This is a genomic window from Lutibacter citreus, assembly GCF_003260195.1.
Taxonomy (GTDB): Bacteria; Bacteroidota; Bacteroidia; order Flavobacteriales; family Flavobacteriaceae; genus Lutibacter; species Lutibacter citreus.
Genome location: NZ_QEIH01000023.1, coordinates 1 through 7,080, shown reverse-complemented (window position 1 = coordinate 7,080; position 7,080 = coordinate 1). Strand labels below are relative to the sequence as shown.

The following is a 7,080-nucleotide window of genomic DNA, read 5'->3' as shown; positions in this document are numbered from 1 at the left end:
AAACACTCCTAAATACGTACATATAAATCAAAATGTAGACTATAAATCGTATCGAAAAAATAAAAATAAACTGGAATTATTAACTTTTTAATCATAAAAAAAGGTCAACCTATATCAGTACAATACAAGCCAACCGCACAGTCAAGCACATTTCATTTTTTTCGTGCCTCAAAAAATAAAAAGAGCTTGCCTTTTCCTAACGCTACTTCTGAAAATACAATGAAAATATTCATCATAAAACAATGAATTTTTGCTATCTTTCTGCCGAATTAACAAAAAAGGTTTCAAATGAACCGAATTAAAGAAATTCTGAAAGACAAAGGAATTAGTCAAACTTGGCTTGCCGAAAAAATGGACAAAAGTTATCCGACCATTAATGAATACGCAAGAAACAAAAGACAACCGAGTTTAGAAGACTTATACAAAATTGCAGAAATACTTCAAGTCAATGCAAAAGACTTATTAGTAGATAGCGAAAATAATACTGGGAAATAAGATGAGCAAAGAACAAAATACAACAGGTAATATAACACCACCAAACAAAGATTTGGAAACTCTGAAAAATAATTTCCCAAATTGTTTTGAAAAAAACGGAGAATTTAACTTTGAAAAATTTAAAAAGCAACTTTCTAAAAACGAAATAAACTTCTCTAAAGAAAGCTACGGAATGGATTGGCTAGGTAAATCTTATGCACGTTTATTGGCAACAGACGAAACCACTACTCTATTAAAAGCAGATGAAAAATTTAACCAAAAAGACGAAAATAAAAATTCTGAGAACCTACTCATAAAAGGCGACAATTTAGAAGTGCTAAAGCACTTATCAAATGCCTATTACGAAAAAATAAAAATGATATACATTGACCCACCATACAATACAGGTAGTGATGGTTTTGTATACGCAGACGACAGAAAATTTACAGTAGAAGAACTACAAGAGTTGTCTGGAGTAAGTGAAGAACGTGCCAAACGTATTCTAGATTTTACACAAAGTAAAAGTAATAGCCACTCTGCTTGGTTAACTTTTATGTATCCAAGACTTTATATAGCCGAACAACTACTAAAAGAGGATGGTGTTATTTTTGTTTCTATTGATGATAATGAAGTAGCACAATTAAAAATATTATTAGATGATGTTTTTGGAGAGGATAATTTTCAGGGTCATATCCATTGGAGAAGAAGACATAACCAACCCAATGATAAAACAAAAATGATAGGGCTTGTTGCGGAGCATATTTTAGTTTACTCTAAAAATAAAGAAGCATACAAACAATCAGGTGTAGGTAAATTAGAGCTCACAGGCAGTTTCAGTAATCCTGACAGTGACCCTAAAGGAGATTGGGCTTCAAAACCTTGGAAAACTGGCTCAGATCAAGGTGGTAGCATTTATCAAATTACTACACCTACAGGTAAAATTCTTGATGAAGAATGGATGGGAGAAGAAAAAACTTTTAAGGAACACTTAGAAGATGGAAGAATTTATTTTCCTGATAAAGGAAATGGGGCACCAAGAAAAAAATACTATCGATTTGAAAGAGAAAACGAAGGTCAATCAGCTACTAATTGGTGGAATCACGATAAATTTGGACATAACCAAGAAGCTAATAATCATATGACATCACTATTTGGTGGTGTGAAAAATATATTTAGCAACCCCAAACCAATCAAATTAATCCGAAATTTAATTTATTTAGCTAATTTAAATAATAGAGATACTGTTTTAGACTTCTTCGCAGGTTCGGGAACAACAGGAGATGCAATAATGCTACTCAACGCAGAAGATAATGGGAACCGTAAATTTATTTTAGCGCAACTACCTGAACTTATTGACCCAAAAAGCAATAAACCTGCTTACGAATTTGTGAAAAATGAATTAAAAATAGAAACACCAACCATTTTTGAAATTACAAAAGAACGGTTAATTCGTGCATCAAAAAAAATACAAGAAGAAAATATAGACAAGCCAACTAAATCTAAAAAAATAAAATGTGAAGGATGTGGAGAGGACGGAGAACATTGTCACTCGTGTAAAGGAGAACATACATTAAAAACAGAAGCCAGCAAGAAGAAAGATTTATCAAATCAAGATTTAGGTTTCAAGGTATTTGAAACAATGCCAATATGGGAAGATTATAATTTCGAATCAGAAGAATTAGATGCTAAACAAATGCAACTTTTTGATGAAAGCAAACTAACTAAAGAAGATATTAAAGCACTCTTAGTTACTTGGAAAACCTATGATGGCATCTTACTTACTGAAACATTACAAGAAAGGGACTTAAATGGCTACACAGCACATTATAGTAATGAGAAATTGTATTTAACAGATAAAGGTTTTAAAACTAAAAACCTAAAACAATTATTAGAAAAAATAGATAGTGATAAAGACTTCAACCCAAATACAATTATTGCGTTTGGCTATCATTTTGAGAGTAAAAATCTACGTGAAATTAGCGAGAACATTAAGTCTTATGCGAACAAAAAAAGTATTGATATTGACTTTATAACACGCTATTAATATGAAAGGATTTAATTTTGAAAAAAATCTACAGCATCAAACGCAAGCGGTAAAAAGCACAGTTACTGTTTTTGATAATTTAGAAATAGAAAAAGCAAAGGGAGTGGATAAACAATTCCTTAATCCTATCTTAAATATTTATGACGGTAATAACACCTATCCTAAAAACATAATAGAATTACAAAAGGTAAATAATATTGAAGGTAAAGTAAACCTAAATAGTAACATCATAGATATTATGATGGAAACTGGAACAGGAAAAACTTATACATACACCAAAACCATTTTTGAACTCAATAAAAATTACGGCCTTTTTAAATTTATTGTCATTGTACCTACACTTTCAATTAAAGCAGGAACAGTAGATTTTCTAAAAAGTGATAGTGCAAGAGCTCATTTTAAAGAGCAATATGGTAAAACCATTAAATTGCATATTGTAGAAAGTAAAAAGGGAGGAAAAAACAAAAAATCTTTTATGCCACCTGCTGTAAATAGTTTTGTAAACGCAGGAGTTTACGAAAAAAACAGCATTCAAGTAATGGTTATTAATGCAGGAATGATAAACTCTGAAACAATGCAAAAGAGTTTTGATAAAGGAATATTTGACAAACATATAGTTCCTTTTAAAGCAATTTCGGCAGTTAATCCTTTTCTAATTATTGATGAACCACACAAATTTTCAAAATCAAACAAAACTTGGGAGAATATTCAAAAAATGAAACCGCAATTCGTTTTGCGTTATGGTGCTACATTTAAAGAATATGAGAATTTGGTTTACACGTTAACTGCGGTAGATTCTTTCAATCGTAATTTAGTAAAAGGTGTAATAGGACATATTACAGAGTTTGAAAGTGGAAAGAATGCTATTGTGAAACTTAATAATACAGATGGAAAAGAAGCCACTTTTGAATTGTTAGAAGACAAGAGTAAAAAAACATTTAAGCTTACTAAAAAAGAAAGTTTACAAAGAGTACATCCTGCAATGGAAGATTTGTATGTAGAAAGTTTAAATAAAACGAAGGTTGTTTTATCTAATGGAATTGAATTATCTAAAGGAGATAAATTAAACCCTTATTCTTACGCAGAAAAACTACAAGAAATAATGATTCAAAAGGCAATAAAAAGCCATTTTGAAAATGAAAAGCAATTACTTACTAGAAGTGTAAAAATAAAACCTATTACACTCTTTTTTATTGACAATATTGATGAGTATAGAAATGAAGATGGTTATTTAAGAACGACTATTGAAAATTTAATAAAAGTAGAAGTAGAAACTTTGCTTAAAACAGAAAAAAACAAATTTTACAAAGCATATCTTGAAAAAACATTAAAAGATATAAGTCTTACTCACGCAGGTTATTTCTCTAAAGATAATTCAGAAAAAGATGAAGCGATTGAAAAAGAAATAAACGAAATATTGCACGATAAACAAGCAATGCTTGATTTGGATAATCCAAGACGATTTATTTTTTCTAAATGGACATTGCGAGAAGGTTGGGATAATCCAAACGTTTTTCAAATTTGTAAATTAAGAAGTAGTGGTAGCGATATTTCAAAACTGCAAGAAGTTGGTAGAGGTTTAAGACTTCCAGTAAATGAATATGGAAACCGAGTAAAAGATGAACAGTTTTATCTAAACTACTTTGTAGATTTTACAGAAAGTGACTTCGTAGATAAATTAGTAAATGAAATAAACGAGAAGTCTGGTGCAATTTCAATAGAGGATATTCCAGAAAAATTATCGGACAATATCATTAAGAAAATTTGTGAATTATATGAAACTACAGAAGATGATTTATTTGAATTATTAGACGACAATAATGTTGTTACAAGGTCTAATAAATTTAAAGAAGGTGGTTTTGACTTTATCAAACACAACTATCCTAAAATATTTGAAGGTGTTGGTTCTAATAAAGTTAGAAAATCTACAGATAAGAAAAAGCAAGTAAGCATACGAACAGAAAAATACATCGAATTAAAAGAACTGTGGGAGAAATTAAATGAAAAGGTAATTTTAGAATACAAGTTTGAAAAAGAAGACAAATTCAAATCACTTTTTGTTAATTTCTTGAATGAGCAAAACAGTAATTTTACTATTGAAGGAATAAAAGAAAGAACAGCACAAATTGAGATAACTGATAACATAGCAGGAGTTAAAGAAGAACAAGAGATTTACGGAAATGAAATAACGCCAATTTCTACAATGAAATATAGTAGTTTTTTGAAGGAATTGGCAAGAATATTAAATATCAATATAAAGACTTTAAATAGCTCATTTATTGATTCTAATATTGACATAAACAAATTCTTAAATAGTGCTACAGTTCGTATTATTAAGCAAAAATTTGAAAACTATTTAATGTATAATGCCATAGATAAATTTGGTATTGAATATCAAAAAGTAAGTAATGAGATTCATCCAACTAAATTCACAGATGAAAAAGGAAATGTATTAAAAGAAATTTCTGCTTCTGATGTTGGAGTTATGTATTCCGAGAATAAAGTTGCGGATAATTATTTACTTGATGAATTATTTTACGATTCTGAATTAGAAAAACACAATATTGAGCAAAACTTGAAAGAAGTAGTTGTTTTTTCTAAAATCCCAAAAAACTCAATTAAGATTCCTGTTGCTGGAGGAAAAAGTTATTCGCCAGATTTTGCTTATGTTTTAAACTATGAGGATAAATCGAAAAAACTATACTTTGTAGTAGAAACAAAAAACACAACTGAAGAAAGTTTGAGAAATGAAGAAAAACAGAAAATAAGACACGCAGAAAAGTTCTTTGGAGACACAATTAAGATTAAATTCAGAAAGCAATTTAGCAACAAGAAAATAGAAGATTTAATACGAGAAATTATAGTTGAAAAATAGCCTACGCAAGGTTCAAGCACATTTAAAGTTTGCTCGTGCCTCACAAATTTAAAAGAGCTTAAACCGCCAACGCTAGCAAGTTTGCGGAATAAAGCCAGTGGCTAACAATGTATATAAAAAATAGGGCGGAAAGTGCTAAATCAAAGGCTTGTGCTTATTTGCAAAGTCCGCCATATTTTTAATTTAAATTTTAGTAAAAAGATAAAAATAAAATGAAAAATATGGCTAAGTACAAAACCGAAAGTAAGTGCTTATCAATTGCCCTACTTTTCATATACTAACCGTTACCCACAATTTGAGAAATGAACAATAACGAATACGAATTAAGAGGATTTTATAAACCTCATTTCTTTTCTATTTTCCTAAATGGAGAATTTGATATTGAATTTCAAAATTTGCAGAAAAATGATTTGGGTACATTTGTTCACGAATACACTCATTATCTTCAAAACATAACAACCATATTTGGATTAAAAAACAGCATTTTCTACTTCCATTATCTCTATGAAGTTAAAAAGCATATAAACGAATCTAAACAGCTAACCGTTCCGATTGAGAATATACCATTTAGCAATGGGATTTTAGACGGAAAAGCTGTTTTTGATAGATATTATGGCACAAAAAAGTCCTATAGTCCAGAATACGACAAAATAACTGTCTACCTCAAAGAAAATATTGAGAATGACAGACCATATAAAATGGTTCTTTTCGAATTGGTCAAAGGAGGGAAAGTAATAGAAACTATTGAATTAGGGAATTTATGTGTAAAGGAAGGAATGGCTAGATTATGCCAACTAAATTATGACGATGAAGTTAATCATCCTACTTTTCCATATAAAAGTGTAGAATTACTTTGTGAAATTCTTAATCCAGAATTGCTAGAGGATAAAAGAAAATTAATAGCATTATGTATCCTAGCATTAAACTCGCAAAACTGTGCATTAACACTTTACGAATTATTAATAGAAGTAAGAACAGAGCCCGAATTGAATGGGTTAGAAATTTACCAAAAATATTTAGTTGAACGATGGATTGTTCACAAAGAAAAAAAAATATCTATTCAAGACTTTTTACTTTCCACTATTAATGAATTTAAAGAAACTCTTACTGGTTCAATTTATGCAGAATTACATCATTTTGAGAAAATGTTTGAAAATATAATTCAGTCAGTTAAAGCAAACACTTCACCTCTACTTGAATTGTTATATTCAGAAATAGATAACAACGAAAAATTAAAAAATTTGATTGATTTCTATGGTATTCCTCATATAAAAACGATTTCAGGTTACGAATTTTATCCTTTAGGTTCTAAAGAAGGAAATGAGGACAATCCTGCTTTAGAATTCCTTGACCTTTTGGGACAAAGTATTGTTATTGAAAGAGTATTAGATTATAATAATGATACAATTTGTTCTCTTTATGCTCAATGCCAAAGAGCTGAAGAAGATATAACAGATGAACATTGCTTTGAGAATCAATGGATGAGAGTAAATGCTTGTCCATTTAAAATCGTTAGTGATAATTGGAAATTAAACGAAAAAATAAACTGTGGGTAACACCGGTAATCGTTGCACAAGGCACTAAAAAACAAAAATTACAAATCAAAAACTCCTTTTTAAAGGAGTTTTGTTTTTTCAGAAAACATACTAAGTTTTAAAAATTGAAGATTGCAAAAGGTCTAATTTGA

4 protein-coding genes are annotated in these 7,080 nt (G+C 29.6%); all 4 read left to right on the top strand.

Annotated elements, in window-relative coordinates; all coding sequences use genetic code 11:
- Window positions 1–288 precede the first annotated feature (288 nt).
- A complete protein-coding gene (locus DAD81_RS20490) occupies window positions 289–495 on the top strand; it encodes a helix-turn-helix domain-containing protein (protein WP_111710337.1) in 207 nt (68 codons plus the stop codon).
- A gap of 1 nt (window position 496) precedes the next feature.
- Window positions 497–2,518: a site-specific DNA-methyltransferase gene (locus DAD81_RS20485; protein ID WP_111710335.1), complete on the top strand. Its 2,022-nt coding sequence runs from the start codon at window positions 497–499 to the stop codon at window positions 2,516–2,518.
- Between the two features lies 1 nt (window position 2,519).
- The gene (locus DAD81_RS20480) at window positions 2,520–5,393 is read left to right on the top strand and encodes a type III restriction-modification system endonuclease (RefSeq protein ID WP_111710333.1); all 2,874 of its coding nucleotides are present in this window, start codon (window positions 2,520–2,522) and stop codon (window positions 5,391–5,393) included.
- Window positions 5,394–5,695: 302 nt separating this feature from the next.
- Window positions 5,696–6,949 carry a hypothetical protein gene (locus DAD81_RS20475; RefSeq protein ID WP_111710331.1) on the top strand — a complete coding sequence of 418 codons (1,254 nt, stop codon included), beginning with the start codon at window positions 5,696–5,698 and terminating at the stop codon, window positions 6,947–6,949.
- The last annotated feature ends 131 nt before the right edge of the window (window positions 6,950–7,080 follow it).

Coding starts and splice junctions, on each gene's coding strand:
- DAD81_RS20475 (WP_111710331.1), top strand. CDS start 5,696: ATGAACAATAACGAATACGAATTAAGAGGATTTTATAAACCTCATTTC.
- DAD81_RS20490 (WP_111710337.1), top strand. CDS start 289: ATGAACCGAATTAAAGAAATTCTGAAAGACAAAGGAATTAGTCAAACT.
- DAD81_RS20485 (WP_111710335.1), top strand. CDS start 497: ATGAGCAAAGAACAAAATACAACAGGTAATATAACACCACCAAACAAA.
- DAD81_RS20480 (WP_111710333.1), top strand. CDS start 2,520: ATGAAAGGATTTAATTTTGAAAAAAATCTACAGCATCAAACGCAAGCG.